The sequence below is a fragment of the Mangrovicoccus algicola genome (assembly GCF_014903745.1).
GTDB classification, from domain to species: domain Bacteria; phylum Pseudomonadota; class Alphaproteobacteria; order Rhodobacterales; family Rhodobacteraceae; genus Mangrovicoccus; species Mangrovicoccus algicola.
In genome coordinates, this window is the sequence record NZ_JACVXA010000045.1 from 1 (window position 1) to 15,036 (window position 15,036).

General features: G+C 70.2%; 15 protein-coding genes. 11 read left to right on the forward strand and 4 right to left on the reverse strand.

From position 1 onward, the window contains the following. On the forward strand, positions 1-400 hold a 400-nt coding region (locus tag ICN82_RS14205), incomplete at its 5' end, for an SPOR domain-containing protein (protein ID WP_193183947.1). Positions 401-404: 4 nt separating this feature from the next. On the opposite strand, the gene ICN82_RS14210 is transcribed toward ICN82_RS14205, so the two are convergent. Both ICN82_RS14210 and ICN82_RS14215 read right to left on the reverse strand, forming a co-directional pair. Then, positions 405-1,424 (reverse strand): hypothetical protein, encoded by a 1,020-nt coding sequence (locus ICN82_RS14210; protein ID WP_193183949.1) that lies wholly within the window; start codon positions 1,422-1,424, stop codon positions 405-407. A gap of 52 nt (positions 1,425-1,476) precedes the next feature. Then, the gene (locus ICN82_RS14215) at positions 1,477-2,487 is read right to left on the reverse strand and encodes a hypothetical protein (protein ID WP_193183951.1); all 1,011 of its coding nucleotides are present in this window, start codon (positions 2,485-2,487) and stop codon (positions 1,477-1,479) included. 359 nt (positions 2,488-2,846) lie between these two features. Here ICN82_RS14215 and ICN82_RS14220 point away from each other — a divergent pair, with 359 nt between their 5' ends. From ICN82_RS14220 to ICN82_RS14245, 6 genes are read left to right on the forward strand one after another with little or no spacing between them, the layout of a single operon-like run. Then, positions 2,847-3,518, forward strand: a complete 672-nt coding sequence (locus tag ICN82_RS14220; protein WP_193183953.1) for a glutathione S-transferase family protein — start codon at positions 2,847-2,849, stop codon at positions 3,516-3,518. Beyond that, positions 3,515-4,726 carry an acetyl-CoA C-acetyltransferase gene (locus tag ICN82_RS14225; protein WP_193183955.1) on the forward strand — a complete coding sequence of 404 codons (1,212 nt, stop codon included), beginning with the start codon at positions 3,515-3,517 and terminating at the stop codon, positions 4,724-4,726. Before ICN82_RS14220 ends, ICN82_RS14225 begins: the two co-directional genes overlap by 4 nt. Positions 4,727-4,729: 3 nt before the next feature. After that, positions 4,730-5,230 (forward strand): nuclear transport factor 2 family protein, encoded by a 501-nt coding sequence (locus tag ICN82_RS14230; protein ID WP_193183957.1) that lies wholly within the window; start codon positions 4,730-4,732, stop codon positions 5,228-5,230. 6 nt (positions 5,231-5,236) lie between these two features. Next, positions 5,237-5,632: a GFA family protein gene (locus ICN82_RS14235; RefSeq protein WP_193183959.1), complete on the forward strand. Its 396-nt coding sequence runs from the start codon at positions 5,237-5,239 to the stop codon at positions 5,630-5,632. After that, positions 5,619-6,098 carry a cupin domain-containing protein gene (locus tag ICN82_RS14240; RefSeq protein ID WP_193183961.1) on the forward strand — a complete coding sequence of 160 codons (480 nt, stop codon included), beginning with the start codon at positions 5,619-5,621 and terminating at the stop codon, positions 6,096-6,098. Before ICN82_RS14235 ends, ICN82_RS14240 begins: the two co-directional genes overlap by 14 nt. Beyond that, positions 6,091-8,289 (forward strand): 3-hydroxyacyl-CoA dehydrogenase NAD-binding domain-containing protein, encoded by a 2,199-nt coding sequence (locus ICN82_RS14245; protein ID WP_193183963.1) that lies wholly within the window; start codon positions 6,091-6,093, stop codon positions 8,287-8,289. Before ICN82_RS14240 ends, ICN82_RS14245 begins: the two co-directional genes overlap by 8 nt. Before the next feature lie 65 nt (positions 8,290-8,354). Here ICN82_RS14245 and ICN82_RS14250 read toward each other — a convergent pair whose 3' ends face one another. Both ICN82_RS14250 and ICN82_RS14255 read right to left on the reverse strand, forming a co-directional pair. Further along, positions 8,355-9,203 (reverse strand): universal stress protein, encoded by an 849-nt coding sequence (locus tag ICN82_RS14250; protein ID WP_193183965.1) that lies wholly within the window; start codon positions 9,201-9,203, stop codon positions 8,355-8,357. A 1-nt stretch (position 9,204) separates the two neighbouring features. Beyond that, positions 9,205-10,710 carry a SulP family inorganic anion transporter gene (locus ICN82_RS14255; protein ID WP_193183967.1) on the reverse strand — a complete coding sequence of 502 codons (1,506 nt, stop codon included), beginning with the start codon at positions 10,708-10,710 and terminating at the stop codon, positions 9,205-9,207. Between the two features lie 205 nt (positions 10,711-10,915). Between ICN82_RS14255 and apbC the strand changes: the two genes are divergently transcribed. The 4 genes from apbC (at position 10,916) to ICN82_RS14275 (ending at position 14,993) form a co-directional block, all read left to right on the forward strand. Then, positions 10,916-12,019, forward strand: a complete 1,104-nt coding sequence (apbC, locus tag ICN82_RS14260) for an iron-sulfur cluster carrier protein ApbC (protein ID WP_193183969.1) — start codon at positions 10,916-10,918, stop codon at positions 12,017-12,019. Positions 12,020-12,109: 90 nt separating this feature from the next. Next, positions 12,110-13,042 (forward strand): cation diffusion facilitator family transporter, encoded by a 933-nt coding sequence (locus tag ICN82_RS14265; protein WP_193183971.1) that lies wholly within the window; start codon positions 12,110-12,112, stop codon positions 13,040-13,042. Between the two features lie 70 nt (positions 13,043-13,112). Continuing rightward, positions 13,113-13,766 (forward strand): NAD(P)H-binding protein, encoded by a 654-nt coding sequence (locus ICN82_RS14270; protein WP_193183973.1) that lies wholly within the window; start codon positions 13,113-13,115, stop codon positions 13,764-13,766. Between the two features lie 87 nt (positions 13,767-13,853). Continuing rightward, positions 13,854-14,993, forward strand: a complete 1,140-nt coding sequence (locus tag ICN82_RS14275) for a capsular polysaccharide export protein, LipB/KpsS family (RefSeq protein ID WP_193183975.1) — start codon at positions 13,854-13,856, stop codon at positions 14,991-14,993. Positions 14,994-15,036: the final 43 nt, after the last annotated feature.

Consider the following 15,036-nt stretch of genomic DNA (forward strand, 5'->3'; position numbering starts at 1 on the left):
CGACGCCGCGGGCTGCGCCCATGTGGCGGTCAAGCTGGGTGGCCGGGCGCTCTGGGCGCCGCTGGTCGGGGCGGAGGGCGCGCCGGTCTGCGCCCCGGCGCCGCAGGCCGCGGTGGTGCCCGCGGTGCCGCGGAAATCGCGGGTGCGCTCGCCGCAATTCCCCGAGCCGGGCTATTACATCCAGGTCGCGGCCTTCCGGCAGACCGCCAATGCCGATCAGACCGTGCGCTGGCTGCAGGGCGCGGGGCTGGAGGCGCTGCGCCAGGACTTCCCGCGCAGGCACGGGGTCCTGCGGCTGATCTATGCGGGGCCTTTCGGCGACCGCGCGGCGCTGGCGGCGGGGCTGGCGGCGGTGCGGGGGCTGGGCTTCCGCGACGCGTTCGTCTGGGACCGGCGCTAGCGCCTCAGCTGCAGATCGCCTGCAGCCGCAGCCAGTCGGCATCGCTCATGAGCGGCTGCGGCGTGCCGTCCGGGAAGGGGTCGTCCTCGATCATCTCGATCCAGCTGTCGCCATCGGCAAAGGCGGTCAGCCCGTAGGGGCGCGCCGAGAGTTCCGCCTGCGCGAAGCGGCGCAGCAGCGGCGCGGCATCCGACAGCGGCGGCACCTGGCCAAGCGCAAGCGCATCCGCCGCCGGTCCCATCAGCTCCTGCGGCACGAGGCCGGTGGTCAGGATGCGGAAAGTGGCCCAGGGACCGGCCCGGTCGAGGAACCACAGCATCGGGTCGTTCTGGCTGCTGCGTTCCGCCGCCGCCAGCAGATGTCCGGCCACCATGTCGGGGCTGTCCTCCTCCGACAGGAGCCCGCCGCCGATCACCAGGATGCCGCCGGGCAGGACCTTCACGTCCTCGCCGTTCTCCAGCACGCGCAATTCCCAGGGCGCGTCGCCGAACAGCCGTTTCTGCAGCTGTCCCAGGGCGCGGCGCCCGTCGATGTCGCGGCAGGGCCGGCCCGAATAGGGTTCCAGCGCGATGACCAGCCGGCGGCCGATATCCTGCCGCGTGGCCTCGGGCAGGGCGCTGGCGGTATGGGTGACAAGCGCGCCGGGCAGCCACAGCACCGCCGCCGCCAGCGCCGCCGCGCCAAGCGCAAGCGTCATCGCGACCCGGAGCGCCCCGTGCCGGGGCTGGCTGCGGGCGACGGCGCGGCGCACCGTCTCGATCGCGGCGATCATCTCGGGATCGGTCAGTTCCAGCCGCTCGTCATCCTCGGGGCCGGGGGCGTAGATCGCGGGATCGGTGCCGGGGGCGATCCGGCGGATCGCCGCCAGCGACCAGTGGGTCAGCGCGGCATCGGTCCGGTCGCGGATAACCAGCGTCGCCTCGCCCAGCGACACGAAGACGTCGCGCCGCTGGCTGTCGGGGCTTTCATGCCAGATTCCCGGGGCCTCTAGCCGCTGGTACTGCGTCAGGGCGGTCTTCGGCACTGCTGCTGGTCCTTGCCTTTTTCCCGTGCTTAGCCGATGGCGCAGCGTTCGTCTATCGCCCGTGTCCCGCCCCGCGGGGGCGGAACAGCAGGTCCAGCACCGTCGCCAGCAGGATCGCCAGCCCCGAGGCCATGATCGCCGCCTCGCCGCGGAACAGCGCCGCATCCGGCGTCGGTGCGGTCAGAAGCAGCAGCGCCACCGTCATCAGCGCCGGGGTCAGGGGCGGTCCGGCAGGCAGGCTGCGCAGCCCTGCCACCAGCGCCGCCAGCGCCAGCAGGATGCCCCAGGGCGGCAGGCCCAGACCGGCGGTCTCGATCACCAGCGCCGCCGCCGTCCCGGCCAGCACCCCCAGGGCGAATTGCAGCGCCGAGGCGCGGGCCATGTGGCCCGGGGCCAGCCCGCGCAGCACGAAGAACTGCACCAGCCAGATCGAATGGGCGTTCTGCAGATGGCCCGCCAGCGCCACGGCCAGCGCCAGTCCCAGCCCCAGGAACAGCGTGTGTCGCAGACCGGCGGCAGGGCCTTCCGGCGGCCGCGCGGGCATCCGGGCCAGGCCCAGCACGCGCGCCAGCCCCAAGCCCGCCAGAAGCCCCGCGCCATAGGAGGGCAGCGCCAGCCCCGGCGCGGCCCCGGCATGTTGCGCCGCCACCAGCAGGCCCAGGGACATCAGCGCCATGGTGAAGGCCCGCCCGCCGCGCTGCGCGGTTTCCCAGCCCGCCGCCGCCGGCAAGGCCAGCGCCAGACGGTGCAGGTCGATCCCCGGCGCCGCGAGGTGCAGCAGCGACAGCGCCAGCACCAGTGCGCCCCCCGCGGCGGCGCGTCCGCTGCTGCCCAGCAGCGTGCCGCCCAGGCCCAGGACCATGCCTCCCGCCGTGGCCGGGACGGCCAGCGGACCGGCCGCCGCCCAGGCTGCCAGGCAGGCCAGCAGCGCCCCCGCCGCGATCCCCGGCACGACCCGCCAGGGCAGGCGCGGCGCCTTTGCGCGGGACGGTGCCGGGGGCGGCGCCCCGGCGGAGGAGGTCGGGGCGTGGTCGGTCGGGGTCGGTCGGTCGGGGGGCGTCACGGCGGCGGCTCCGGCGGCAGAAATGGGTCCCCGGCGGTTCTGCCACGGGCCCGGCATCCCGGCAATGCCCGGCAGAACCCGATTCGTTAACCATGCATGGGCCAGATGGAGCCGCGGAACAGGCCGGCGGGCCGATGCCCGCGCCGTTCCCCGGGACGGGACCAAGCCGCAGACGGAACGTTGCCTCCCCGCGCCAGCTTGCCTGCGGCGCATCACCCACACCCCCGCCCGCAGGACGCGACGCCCGTTCCCTGCGTCTGCCGGGGACGCAACGTTCCGCTTCCGCTCACGGAAATTTCCCTTCCCCGTCCGCCATGCCCGGCGCTAGCGTGAGGCCAGCGCATCAGCGGGAGGACGCGATGACATTGAAACTCTACTGCTTCGGCGAGAGCGGTCATAGCTACAAGGCCGCGCTGGCGCTGGAGCTGGCGAGGCTGGACTGGGAGCCGGTCTTCGTCGATTTCTTCGCCGGCGAAACCCGCGCGGCGGCCTATCGCGAGACCGTCAACGAGATGGGCGAGGCGCCGGTGCTGGTCGATGCCGGCGGGCTGCGCCTGAGCCAGTCGGGCGTGATCCAGCAGGTGGTCACGGAACTCAGCGGCCGGTTCGGCGGCGAGACCCCCGACGAGGCGCGCGAGGTGCTGCGCTGGGTGCTGTGGGACAATCACAAGCTCAGCTCGATCGCGGGGATGGTCCGGTTCCAGATGAATTTCCTGCCCGAGGAGAAGCGCGACCCGGCGGTGATCGCCTTCCTCCAGGGGCGGCTGCAGGCGGCGCTGCAGATCCTGGAATCGCATCTGGCGGGACGCGACTGGATCGTCGGCCGGGGCCCGACCAATGCGGACCTGACCTGCGCGGGATACCTGTACTATCCCGAACCCTTCGGCTTCGACCGCCAGGCGCATCCGGCGATCCATGACTGGCTGGGACGGCTGTCGCAGCTGCCGGGATGGAAACATCCCTATGACCTGATGACCCCGGCCCATCCGGAGGTCCGCAAGATCTACCAGAAAGAAGCGGTGAGCAAATGACCGACGCCTATATCTACGATGCCATCCGCACGCCCCGCGGGAGGGGGCGCAAGGACGGCGCGCTGCACGAGGTGACCGCGCTGCGGCTCTCTGCGCTGGCGCTGAACGCCGTCAAGGAACGCAACGGGCTGGACACCACGGCGGTGGAGGACGTGATCTGGGGCAATGTCACCCAGGTCGGCGAACAGGGCGGCTGCCTGGCGCGCAGCGCCGTGCTGGCCTCGGATTTCGACCAGAAGGTGCCGGGCCTGTCGATCAACCGTTTCTGCGCCAGCGGCATGGAGGCGGTGAACCTGGCCGCCAACCAGGTGCGCGCGGGGGCCGGACAGGCCTATGTCGCGGGCGGGGTGGAGATGATGAGCCGGGTGCCGATGGGGTCGGACGGCGCGGCCGTGGCGGTCGATCCCTCCCTCGCCATGGCGCAGTATTTCGTGCCCCAGGGCATCTCCGCCGACATCATCGCCACCGAATACGGATTCTCGCGCGATGACGTGGATGCGCTGGCGGTGGAAAGCCAGCGCCGCGCCAAGGCGGCGTGGGATGCGGGCCGTTTCGCCCGCTCGGTCGTGCCGGTGACGGACCGCAACGGTCTGACCATCCTCGATCGCGACGAGTACATGCGCCCCGAAACCGACATGCAGAGCCTCGGCGCGCTGAAGCCGTCCTTCAAGGAGATGGGCGAGACAATGCCCGGCTTCGACCAGGTGGCGATCATGAAATACCCGCATCTGGAACGGATCTCGCATGTCCATCACGCGGGCAATTCCAGCGGCATCGTCGATGGCGCGGCGGCGCTGCTGATCGGCTCGAAGGCCTTCGGCGAGGCGCATGGGCTGACGCCGCGGGCGCGCATCCGCCACACCGCCAAGATCGGCACCGATCCGACGATCATGCTGACGGGGCCGGTGCCGGTGACCGAGAAGGTGCTGGCCGAGACCGGCATGGCGGTGTCGGATATCGACCTGTTCGAGGTCAACGAGGCTTTCGCCGCGGTGGTGCTGAGATTCCTGCAGGCTTTCGGCGCGGATCCTGCTAAGGTCAATGTCAATGGCGGCGCCATCGCCATGGGCCATCCCCTGGGCGCGACCGGCGCCATCATCATCGGCACGCTCCTCGACGAGCTGGAGCGGCAGGACAAGGAAGTCGGTCTGGCGACGCTTTGCATTGCCAGCGGCATGGGGGCGGCGACGGTGATCGAAAGGGTCTAGCGGTTGGAAACCGGGGCGGCGGCAGAGGCGGTCACGATCGAGATGGTCCGGACATTCCTGGACCGCATGAGCGCGGCCGTCACCGAGGCAGATTTCGACAGCTTCGCCGAGATGTTCGAACTGCCCTTCTCCGTCCATACCCGCCTGCATCACTACCAGCGCCGCGACCGCACGGAACTGCGCGTCACCTTCGATGTCTGGCGCCGCACGATCGAGGTCAACATGGCGACCGCGGTGGTGCTGCGCCCGCGGCGGATCGAGGCCTTCGGCTCCGACGTGCTGATGGTCGAATACGATTCGGACCTGCTGCGGGGGGCACAGAAGATGCTGCCGACCTTCGCTTCGCTGGCGCTGCTGCGGCGGCGCGCCGCGCGGTGGCGGATGGAGCAGGTGATGACCGGCACCCAGAATGCCGAGGATTCCCTGTTTCTCAGGGTGGATCCCGTCAACCCGGTGCCGCAGACCGAAACCTATATCCTGGGCAAGCGTCCCGGCAAGGACTGAGACAAGATGGAGATCACGGGCGGATGTGCCTGCGGACAGCTGCGCTATCGCAGTGCCGGGCCGGTGAAATTCGCGCTGCGCTGCGCCTGCCGGTCCTGCCAGAGGGATTCCGGCGGCGGCCATGGCACCCATGCGGCCGTCGCGCGCGAGGGCTTCGTCCTGACCGGCGAGGCGGCGCGCTGGCGCCGGACCGGACGGTCGGGGCTGGCGGTGGAGAAGCTGTTCTGCCCGGTCTGCGGCTGTGCGGTCTGCGGCCTGCCCGAGCGCGCGCCCGCGACGGCGATGCTGGTGGCCGGATCGCTGGACGACCCCGCCCTGATTGCGCCGGAACGGGTCATCTACCGTCACGAGGCGCCGCCCTGGGACCTGCTGCCGAAGGAGGAATGCGATGCCGAAACTTGATGCCGCCCGCGCGCCGGTGAAGGCCGGTTCCATCTATCCCGCGCCCTATGATGCCCGGATGGCGGGGCGCTCCTCGATCCGGCTGGGCCAGGCGGGGGGGCTGACGCAATTCGGCGTCAACCTCGTGACGCTGGAGCCGGGGGCGCGGTCCAGCCTGCGCCATTGGCATGTCGCGGAAGACGAATTCGTCATGGTGACGGAGGGTGTGCTGGTGCTTTTGGATGATGAGGGCGCGCATCCGATGGGTCCCGGCGACTGCGCGGCCTTCCCCGCCGGGGACGGCAACGGGCACTGCCTGGAAAACCGCGGCGACGCGGTGGCCCGGTTCCTGGTGGTCGGCGGCCGCGCCGCGCGCGAAACCGTCACCTACAGCGATGTCGACCTGAAACTGGATATCGAAAACGGCAGGGCCGCCTTCACCCGCAAGGATGGCAGGCCCTATGAACGGGAGGAAAACGATGGCTGATTTTGCGTATGAGGTGGATGGCGACGGCGTCGCGGTCCTGACCTGGGATGTGCCGGGCAAGTCGATGAATGTCATGAGCCTGGAGGGGCTGGCGCTGTTCGAGGAGCTGATCGACCGGGCGCTGGCCGACGCGGCCGTGAAGGGCATCGTCCTGACCTCCGGCAAGGACACGTTCGCGGGGGGGATGGATCTGAACATCATCGCCCGGATGAAGGCCGAGGCGGGCGACAATCCGGCGAAGGGCCTGTTCGACGGGCTGACCCGCATCCACGCGATGATGCGCAAGCTGGAACGCGCGGGGATGGATCCCAAGACGCTGAAGGGCGGCAAGCCGGTCGCCGCGGCGCTGCCCGGCACGGCGCTGGGGCTGGGGCTGGAACTGCCTCTGGCCTGCCACCGGATCTTCGCCGCCGACAATCCCAAGGCCAGGATCGGCCTGCCGGAAATCCTGGTCGGCATCTTCCCGGGCGCGGGCGGCACGACGCGTCTGTCGCGCAAGCTGGGCGCGATGGCGGCCTCGCCGGTGCTGCTGGAGGGGCGGCTTTTCTCCCCCGACAAGGCCAAGGGCGCGGGGCTGGTCGACGAGGTGGTCCCGCCCGCGGAGCTGCTGGCGCGGGCGAAGGCCTGGGTGCTGGCGGCGCAGGATGCCGATATCGTCAAGCCCTGGGATGCCAGGGGCGAGAAGATCCCCGGCGGCACGCCTTATCACCCGGCCGGGTTCATGACCTATGTCGGCGCCTCGGCCATGGTCAACGGCAAGACCAAGGGCGTCTACCCGGCGGCGAAGGCGCTGATGTCGGCGGTCTACGAGGGCGCGCAGGTCGATTTCGACACGGCCATCCGCATCGAGGCGCGCTGGTTCACCAATGTCCTGATGAACCCGTCCTCCGGCGCGATGATCCGGTCCCTGTTCATCAACAAGGAGGCGCTGGAGAAAGGCGCGCGGCGGCCCGACGTGCCCGACCAGAAGGTCGCGAAGCTCGGCGTTCTGGGCGCGGGCATGATGGGGGCGGGGATCGCCCATGTCGCGGCGATGGCCGGGATCGAGGTGGTGCTGATCGACCAGAGCATGGCGGCCGCCGAAAAGGGCAAGGCCCATTCCGAGGGGCTTCTGTCGAAGGCCGTCAGCCGCCGCAAGTCGACGCCGGAGAAGATGGCCGAGGTGCTGGGACGGATCACCCCCGCGACGGATTTCGCCGCGCTGGCCGAGTGCGACCTGGTGATCGAGGCGGTGTTCGAGGACCCGAAGGTGAAGGCCGAGGCGACCGCCAAGGCCGAGGCGCATCTGCCCGCAACGGCGATCTTCGCCACGAATACCTCGACCCTGCCGATCGGCGAGCTGGCGAAGGCCAGCGGGCGGCCGCAGGATTTCATCGGCATCCATTTCTTCTCGCCGGTCGACAAGATGATGCTGGTGGAGATCATCCGCGGCAAGCAGACCGGCGACCGCGCGGTGGCCAGGGCGCTGGATTTCGTGCGCCAGATCCGCAAGACGCCGATCGTCGTCAATGATGCGCGCTATTTCTTCGCCAATCGCTGCATCCTTCCCTATGTCGACGAGGGCGTGCGCATGGTCCGCGAAGGGGTGGCGCCGGCGCTGGTGGAGAATGCCGCGCGGCTGGTCGGCATGCCGGTCGGGCCGCTGCAGCTGATCGACGAGGTGTCCATCGACCTGGGAGCCAGGATCGCGCGGGCGACGAAGGCGGCCATGGGCGATGCCTATCCGGCGGAGAATACCGATGACGTCATCTTCTGGATGGAGGAACAGGGACGGCTGGGCCGCAAATCCGGTGCCGGGTTCTATGCCTATGACGAGAAGGGCAGGCGCACGGGGCTGTGGGACGGGCTGGCGGAGCGGTTCGACGCGACGGGGACGCAGCCCGAGCTGACCGAGATCCAGCACCGCCTGCTGATGGTCCAGGCGCTGGAGGCCGTCCGCGCGCTGCAGGACGGGGTGCTGATGGATGTCCGCGAAGGCGATGTCGCCTCGATCCTCGGCTGGGGCTTCGCGCCCTGGTCGGGCGGCGTGCTCAGCTGGCTCGACATGATCGGCGCGGCGAAGGCGGTGGAGATCTGCAACGGGCTGGAAGCCAGGTTCGGCGCGCGCTTCGCGGCACCGGATCTGCTGCGCGACCTCGCGGTCAAGGGCGAGGGGTTCTATGCGCGCTACCTGCCCGCGCAGGCGGCCTGAGACGGGCGGCCTGAAACGTACCGGGGGAGGGCTGCGGCGCTCCCCCGATGAGTGGGCGGCCGGGGTCAGCGGATCAGCAGCACCGGCACCTGGCAGGCCCGCACCAGTTCCGACGTGGTCGACCCCAGGAGAAGCCCGCGGATCCGCGAATGGCCATAGGCGCCCATCACCAGCATGTCGGCCCCGCGCGTGCCGATTTCGCGGGCGATGACCTCGTCGGGACTGCCGGGCAGGATGTCGCCCTCGGCATTGTGTCCCGCCCCGCGCAGCATGGCCAGCGCGCCGTCCAGGCGGCGGCGGCCTTCGACCGACTCGGACCCGGCCATGATCACGTGGAAATCCAGCCCCGCGAAGATCGGGTCGCGCATCGCGTGATCGACCGCCTTCAGCGCGGCGGGCTTGCCGTCGAAGGCGATCATCACCTTCGAGACCGGCTTGAAGGCGCGCGCGGCGACGATGATCGGGCAGGTGGCGGAGCGGGCCACGCGCTCGAAATTCGACCCCAGGTGCAGCTTGGCGTAATCGGCCGCCTCGCCGCGCTTGCCGATCAGCAGGTAGTCGGCGCCGGCCTCCAGTTCCTGCATCGCCTCCACCAGGTCGCCCGAGCGCAGGCGGACCTCCACCTCGGCGATGCCCGCCTCGGCGATGCGGGCCTGGGCATCCTCCAGGATGGCGCGGCCGCGCTTCTGCGCCAGCCGCGCCTGGGCGGCGTCCAGCTCGGCCAGCTCGTCCAGAAGCTGCGTGCGCGCGCCCAGCCCGATATTGCCCGACAGGTCCTGTTTCACCCCCTGGCGATGACCCATCACATGGGCGACGGTGATCCCGGCGCCGGTCCGCGCGGCGGCCCAGGCGGCCAGGTCGCAGACGCTTTGGGAATAGGTGGAGCCGTCCACCAGCGCGATCATCTTGCTCATCTCAATGCCCCAGCAGGTCTTCCATCGCCCCCGGTTTATCATGGACCGCCAGCCGGTCCACGATCGTCTCGGAAGCCTCGTTCAGCCCGACGATCTCCACCTCGGCGCCGTCGCGGCGGAATTTCAGCACCGCCATGTCCAGCGCCTGCACCGAGGAGATGTCCCAGATATGCGCCTGCGACACGTCGATGACCACCTTTTCCAGCGCCTCGCCATGGTCGAAGCTCTGCGCGAAGGCCGAGGCCGAGGCGAAGAAGATCTGCCCGCGGAACCGGTAGGTGCGCGTCAGCCCGTCCTCGGACAGGGTGCTGTCGACGCGGAACAGCTGGGCGATCTTGGCGGCGAAGAAGATCCCCGACAGGAGAACGCCGGTCAGCACGCCGTAGGCCAGGTTATGCGTGGCCACGGTCACGGCGACGGTGGCCAGCATCACCACCGAGGAGGACCGCGGATGGTCCTTGAGCGAGCGGATCGAGGACCAGGAGAAGGTGCCGATCGAGACCATGATCATGATCGCCACCAGCGCGGGCATCGGGATCTTGGAAACCAGCACATCGCCCAGCAGAACGCAGAGGATCAGCAGGAACACCCCGGCGGAGAAGCAGCTCAGCCGCCCGCGGCCGCCGGATTTGACGTTGATCATCGACTGGCCGATCATCGCGCAGCCCGCCATCCCGCCGATGAAGCCCGAGGCGACATTGGCCAGGCCCTGGCCCACGCATTCGCGGTTCTTGTCGGAGGTCGTGTCGGTCAGGTCGTCCACCAGCTGCGCGGTCATCAGGCTTTCCAGCAGCCCCACGACGGCGATCGCGGCCGAGACCGGCAGGATGATCAGGATGGTCTCCAGGCTCACCGGGATGTCGGGGATCAGGAAGACCGGCAGGCTGTCGGGCAGATCGCCCATGTCGCCCACGGTGCGCACGTCCAGCCCCAGCGCCAGGGCCAGCGCGGTCAGGACGATGATGTTGACCAGCGGCGAGGGCACGGCGGTCGTCACCCGCGGCAGCAGGTAGATGATGGCCAGCCCGCCCGCGATCATCACGTAGGTCAGCCAGTTCACCCCCGGCGTGGCGGGGTTCATCTCGGGGATCTGGGCCAGGAAGATCAGGATCGCCAGCGCGTTGACGAAACCGGTCATCACCGAGCGCGACACGAAGCGCATCACCTGGCCCAGCTTCAGCGCGCCCAGGCCGATCTGGATGATTCCCGCCAGCACCGAGGCGGCCAGCAGGTATTCCAGCCCGTGATCGCGCACCAGCGTCACCATCAGCACCGCGGTGGCGGCGGTCGCGGCCGAGATCATGCCGGGCCGCCCGCCCGCGATGGCGGTCACCACGGCGATGCAGAAGGAGGCATAGAGCCCGACCTTGGGGTCGACCCCGGCGATGATCGAGAAGGCGATGGCCTCGGGGATCAGCGCCAGCGCCACCACCAGCCCGGCCAGAAGGTCGGCGCGGACATTGCCCAGCCAGTCCTGCCGGAGATTGTCGAAAACGGATGCGGTCACGCGCGGGCCCTCTCTTGCTCATGTCCTGACGGTGCCGCCTTATCGCAGATCCGCTGCGGGAATCGACCCGGTTCCGTGCCCCGGGCCGGGGCGCGGTGCCGGGGCCACACCGGGGCGGCCTTGCAGCCCGGCGCCAACGCGCGCACAATCCCGCCGAAATGGCAGGGCCTCCCGCGCGGGCGGGAGAGGACAAGGAGACACGGCGATGGTGACCGAAGCAGATGTGAAAGCCAAGCTTTCCCTTGTCGCGGGTCCGGACCGGACCGGCGACCTGATCTCGCTGGGGCTGGTCGAGGGGCTGTCGCTGCGCGGCGACCGTGTCACCTTCGTGATCCGCGTCCCGGCCGAGCGGGCCCGCGAACTGGAACCGATGCGCCGCGCCGCCGAACAGGTGGTGGGCGAATTGCCCGGCATTGCCGGGGTGACGGCGGTGCTGACCGCGGAACGGGCCCCCGGCGCCGCCCCGGAACCGCCGCGGCTGAAACCTGCCGCTGCGCGCAAGGCGCCGCCGCATGGCGGGCTGAAGCCCAAGGCGCCGATCGAGGGCGTGGGCCGGGTGATCGCCGTGGCCTCCGGCAAGGGCGGCGTCGGCAAGTCCACGACCGCCGTGAACCTGGCCCTGGCGCTGCAGGCGGAAGGCCATCGCGTCGGCATCCTCGATGCCGATATCTACGGTCCGTCCCTGCCGCGGATGCTGGGGGCCGCGGATCGGCCCGAGACGGTCGAGAAGCGCATGAAACCGGTCGAGGCGCAGGGGCTGCAGGTGATGTCGATGGGCTTTCTCGTCGACGAGGCGGCACCGATGGTCTGGCGCGGGCCGATGGTGATGTCGGCGCTGACCCAGATGATGCGCGAGGTCGACTGGGGCCCGCTGGACATCCTGGTGGTCGACATGCCGCCCGGCACGGGCGACGCGCAGCTGACGCTGTGCCAGTCGGTGCCGCTGGCCGGGGCGGTGATCGTGTCGACGCCGCAGGACATCGCGCTGATCGACGCCCGCAAGGGGCTGAATATGTTCCGCAAGGTCGAGGTTCCGGTCCTGGGCATCGTCGAGAACATGAGCTATTTCCTCTGCCCCTCCTGCGGCGACCGGTCGGACATCTTCGGCCATGGCGGCGCGCGCGAGGAGGCGGAGAAACTGGGCATCCCCTTCCTCGGCGAGGTGCCGCTGCACATGGAGATCCGGCGCAATTCCGACCAAGGGACGCCGGTCGTGGCCAGCGCGCCGGAGGGGCCCCATGCCGGGGCTTACCGCGCCATCGCCCGCGAGGTTCTGGCCGGGCTGGAGACGGTGGCGGTCACGGCCTGATCGCGGGCATGTGGGGCCGTTGGTGATAGTATCACCGCGGCTGTCCCGGCTAGGATCGCGGCCGGGACAACCGCCAGCCCGGAGGGGCAGATGCCGCATCATCACCACCATCATCACGGCCACGGCCATCACCACCATGTCGATCCCGAGGCCGGGGATGCCCGCGTCGCCGCGGCGGTGGGGGTCAACCTGGCGCTGACCGTCGCCCAGGTGATCGGCGGCATCCTCTCGGGCAGCCTGGCGCTGATCGCCGATGCGCTGCACAACCTGTCGGATGCGATGGCGCTGGTCATCGCCTTCGCCGCGCGCAAGATCGCCCGCCGCCCGGCCGATGCCGACATGACCTTCGGCTATGCCCGCGCCGAGGTGGTCGCCGCGCTGATCAACTACACCACGCTGATCGTGCTGGGGCTGGTGCTGGCCTATGAGGCGGTGATGCGGTTCTTCGCGCCCGAACCCGTCGCGGGCTGGACGGTGGTGATCGTGGCGGGGGTGGCGCTGGCCGTCGACCTGGTCACCGCCGCGCTGACCTACACGATGTCGAAGGACAGCGTGAACATCCGCGCGGCCTTCCTGCACAATGTCGCGGATGCGGCGGGGTCGGTGGCGGTGATCGTCGCGGGGACGCTGGTGATCTTCTTCGACTGGTGGCTGGTCGACCCGCTGGTGACGCTGGCGATCGCGGGATACATGCTGTGGATGAGCTTCGCCGAGATCGGCGGGGTAATCCGCATCCTGATGCTGGGCAGTCCCGGGGATGTCGATTCCGACGCGGTGCTGGCCACGGTGCGTGCCACCGACGGGGTCGCGGACGTGCATCACGCGCATCTGTGGCTGATGGATGAACGCGGCGCCTCGCTGGACCTCCATGTGGTCGTGGCCGAGGGCGCCTGGGACCGGGCCGACCGCATCAAGGCGGCGGTGCGGCGGCGCCTGCGCGAGGTGCACGGCATCGGCCATGGCATGATCGAACTGGAATGCGCGCGCCATGCCTGCACGGGGGCGCGGCTCTGGGGGCATTGAGCGCGGCGCGGCGGAACATGGCCGGGGGCGCCACGTTGACCCGCTCAGCTGGCCTGAAAGGAGCACCCCCATGTCCCGCATCTTCGTCTTCGGCGCCACCGGCGGAATCGGCCGCAGGCTCTGCCTGAGGCTGGTCGCCTCCGGACACCGCGTCTCGGGGCTGCACCGCGCCCCGGAGCAGGCGGAGGCCCTGCGGGAGGCCGGGGTGGTCCCGGTCGCGGGGGACCTGATGGCGCTGGGCGTCCCCGAAATGACCCGGTTGCTGCAGAATCACGATATCGCCGTCTTCTCGGCCGGCGCGGCGGGCAGCGGGGCCGACCGCACCCGCACCATCGATGGCGAGGGTCCGGCGAAGCTGGCAGAGGCGGCGCAGGCGGCAGGGGTCGGGCGGGTCTACCTGGTCTCGGCCTTTCCCGAGGCGGGACGCGGCCGCGAGCCGAAGGAAGGGTTCGAGCTGTACATGCGCACCAAGAAGGAGGCCGATGCCGCGCTTGCCGCCTCGCCGCTGGACTGGGTGATCCTGCGTCCCGGCACGCTGCTGCACGAGGAAGGCGGCGGGCGCGTTGCGCTGGGGCCGGCGCTGACCTACGGGTCGGTGGCGCGGGGCAACGTGGCGCGGGTGCTGGCCGGGCTGATCGACCGGCCCGGCATCCGACGCCGCGTGCTGGAGCTGACCGACGGCGCCACCCCTGTCATCGAGGCGCTGGCCGCGCTGGACCCGTGACGCGGCGGTGCAGGCCGGGCGCCGGGGGCTTTGCCATTTCCGCGCCGTCCTGCTAGGTCGCGCGGGACGGCAGGCGCGGAGGCGGCGATGTTCTACTACCTCAAGGATGGCGATCCCGAGATCGACGGCATGATGGCGTCGGTCTGCGCGACGGGCGGGCAGGAAAGCTGCGTGTCGAAGGCGCGCTGGAGCTTCTCCGACTTCCCGCAGACGCAGGCGCGGGCGGCCGAATCGCTGCAGCATGCCAAGCACCAGCCGCGGTCTTCCAATACCCGCGCGCTGAAATCGAAGCTCTATGCGGTGCAGTACAACTGGTTCCGCCGGAAATTCGAGAGCGATCCGGAGGCGGTGGCCGTCGCCTGGAACGGGCTGACCGGGACGCGACGGGCCTTCATGTCGGCGGCCAAGGATACCGGCACCCCGCATATCTACATGGAACGCGCGCCGCTGCCCGGGCGGGTGACGGTCGATCCGGTGGGCGTCAACGAGGTCAGCGGCCTGGCGCGCGAGATCGGGTTCTACCGCGACTGGGCCGATGCCGAGAACGGCCATGGCGATGGCTGGCGCGCGCTGAAGGACATCCTGGTGTCGCGCAAGGCCAAGAAGCGCAGCGATGTCGGCCAGGGCGACGCGGCGGCCGACCTGGCCGATACCCCCTATATCTTCTGCCCGCTGCAGGTGCCCGACGACACGCAGATCAAGATGTTCGGCGGCTGGGTGAAGAACATCAACCGCTTCATCGACCTGCTGGAGCTGGCGGCGGCGGCGCTGCCCGAGGGCTGGCACCTGCGCTTCAAGGAACATCCCAGTTCCAAGATCCCGCTGACCGAGTTCCTCGAACAGGCCGCCGCGGCGCAGCCGGGCAAGATCGTCATCGACAACACCACCGACACGTTCCAGCAGGTCGCCGCCAGCCGCGCGGTGGTGACGCTGAACTCCTCCGTGGGGCTGCAGAGCTTCTGGTACGACAAGCCGGTGCTGGTGCTGGGGCGGTGCTTCTTCCGGATGCCGGAACTTGTGACGCCGGTGGACAGCCTGTCGGATCTGGTCCGGATCTTCGGCGCGCCCGATGCCCTGGACTGGGACCGCGACGCGCGGGACGTGTTCATGAACTATCTCGACCGGGTCTATTACCCCGAGATGATCGGCAAGGGGGCGGAGGCGCGCGTCGCGCCGGAGAAGGTCCTGCCCAAGATCGCCGCCGCCCAGGCGTCACGCCGCCGCTGAGGCGGCGCGACGCAAGCGGGCAGGCCGCCGCCGGGGATGGCGC

Excerpts from the sequence above, each read along its gene's own strand:
- ICN82_RS14235 (WP_193183959.1), top strand. The coding sequence starts at position 5,237 with ATGGAGATCACGGGCGGATGTGCCTGCGGACAGCTGCGCTATCGCAGT.
- apbC (WP_193183969.1), top strand. The coding sequence starts at position 10,916 with ATGGTGACCGAAGCAGATGTGAAAGCCAAGCTTTCCCTTGTCGCGGGT.
- ICN82_RS14250 (WP_193183965.1), bottom strand. The coding sequence starts at position 9,203 with ATGAGCAAGATGATCGCGCTGGTGGACGGCTCCACCTATTCCCAAAGC.
- ICN82_RS14240 (WP_193183961.1), top strand. The coding sequence starts at position 5,619 with ATGCCGAAACTTGATGCCGCCCGCGCGCCGGTGAAGGCCGGTTCCATC.
- ICN82_RS14245 (WP_193183963.1), top strand. The coding sequence starts at position 6,091 with ATGGCTGATTTTGCGTATGAGGTGGATGGCGACGGCGTCGCGGTCCTG.
- ICN82_RS14265 (WP_193183971.1), top strand. The coding sequence starts at position 12,110 with ATGCCGCATCATCACCACCATCATCACGGCCACGGCCATCACCACCAT.
- ICN82_RS14275 (WP_193183975.1), top strand. The coding sequence starts at position 13,854 with ATGTTCTACTACCTCAAGGATGGCGATCCCGAGATCGACGGCATGATG.
- ICN82_RS14225 (WP_193183955.1), top strand. The coding sequence starts at position 3,515 with ATGACCGACGCCTATATCTACGATGCCATCCGCACGCCCCGCGGGAGG.
- ICN82_RS14270 (WP_193183973.1), top strand. The coding sequence starts at position 13,113 with ATGTCCCGCATCTTCGTCTTCGGCGCCACCGGCGGAATCGGCCGCAGG.
- ICN82_RS14220 (WP_193183953.1), top strand. The coding sequence starts at position 2,847 with ATGACATTGAAACTCTACTGCTTCGGCGAGAGCGGTCATAGCTACAAG.